At 30.4% G+C, this 897-nt stretch carries 1 protein-coding gene; it reads left to right on the top strand.

The features are described 5' to 3' along the window. Positions 1-39: 39 nt before the first annotated feature. A complete protein-coding gene (locus tag GMA11_RS09150) occupies positions 40-657 on the top strand; it encodes a recombinase family protein (protein ID WP_163546809.1) in 618 nt (205 codons plus the stop codon). Positions 658-897 lie beyond the last annotated feature (240 nt).

Raw genomic sequence — 897 nt, 5'->3', positions numbered from 1 at the left:
CTTTGAGATAATAGTAAAAAAACAATAGGAGGACTAACTATGAAATACGGGTATATTCGTGTGTCGACAAAGGAACAAAACATTGATCGTCAGTTAACAGCTATGTACAAAGAAGGGATTGCACAAAAACAGATTTATATTGATAAAATGTCAGGGAGAGATTTCAATCGAGTAGCTTACAAACGTATGATAAAACGTGTAAAAAAGGGAGATGAAATTGTGATTAAATCGATTGATCGTTTAGGAAGAAATTATGATGAGATTCTTGAACAGTGGCGCTATTTAGTGAGAGAAAAAGAGGTAGATATTCGGGTTATTGACTTAGAATTATTAAATACGAAATCATCTTTTGATAATAATATAACAGGTCGATTCATTTCTGATTTAGTACTACAAATATTATCTTATATTGCTCAAGTAGAACGTGAAAATATGCTTCAAAGGCAAAAAGAGGGAATTATAGAAGCAAAGAAAAAAGGTGTTCAATTTGGGCGACCAAAAAAAGAGTTGCCAGCTAATTTTGAAGATGTTTATCAACAGTGGAATTTAAATAAATTAAATACTCGAGAGGCAGCTCAACTTTTAGGAGTGGCTAAAACAACGTGTTATAACTGGTTAATACTTAGAAAAAATCAAAAAAGTTGTACAAAATACTAGGACTTTTGGAACGCACTAAACAAACCAATTTCAAAATGATAAATTGGTTGTTTTTTGATGCATAGTGGCTCTAAAAGTCCTATATTCATTGGAAAAATCACAATCTTAATTCAAGCTTCTTTTATTTTAACATATTTGTACATAAAGTCCTGATATTTGGACAAGTATAAAATATTCGAAAATAAAAGATGAAAGAAAGGAGAATGAGAGTAGTGATTCATCTGTCATTTTTATTGTTTC

The organism is Granulicatella sp. zg-ZJ (assembly GCF_010892355.1).
Taxonomy (GTDB): domain Bacteria; phylum Bacillota; class Bacilli; order Lactobacillales; family Aerococcaceae; genus WM01.
Note: the sequence above shows the minus strand (reverse complement) of the source record. Positions and strands in the feature narration are given on the sequence as shown.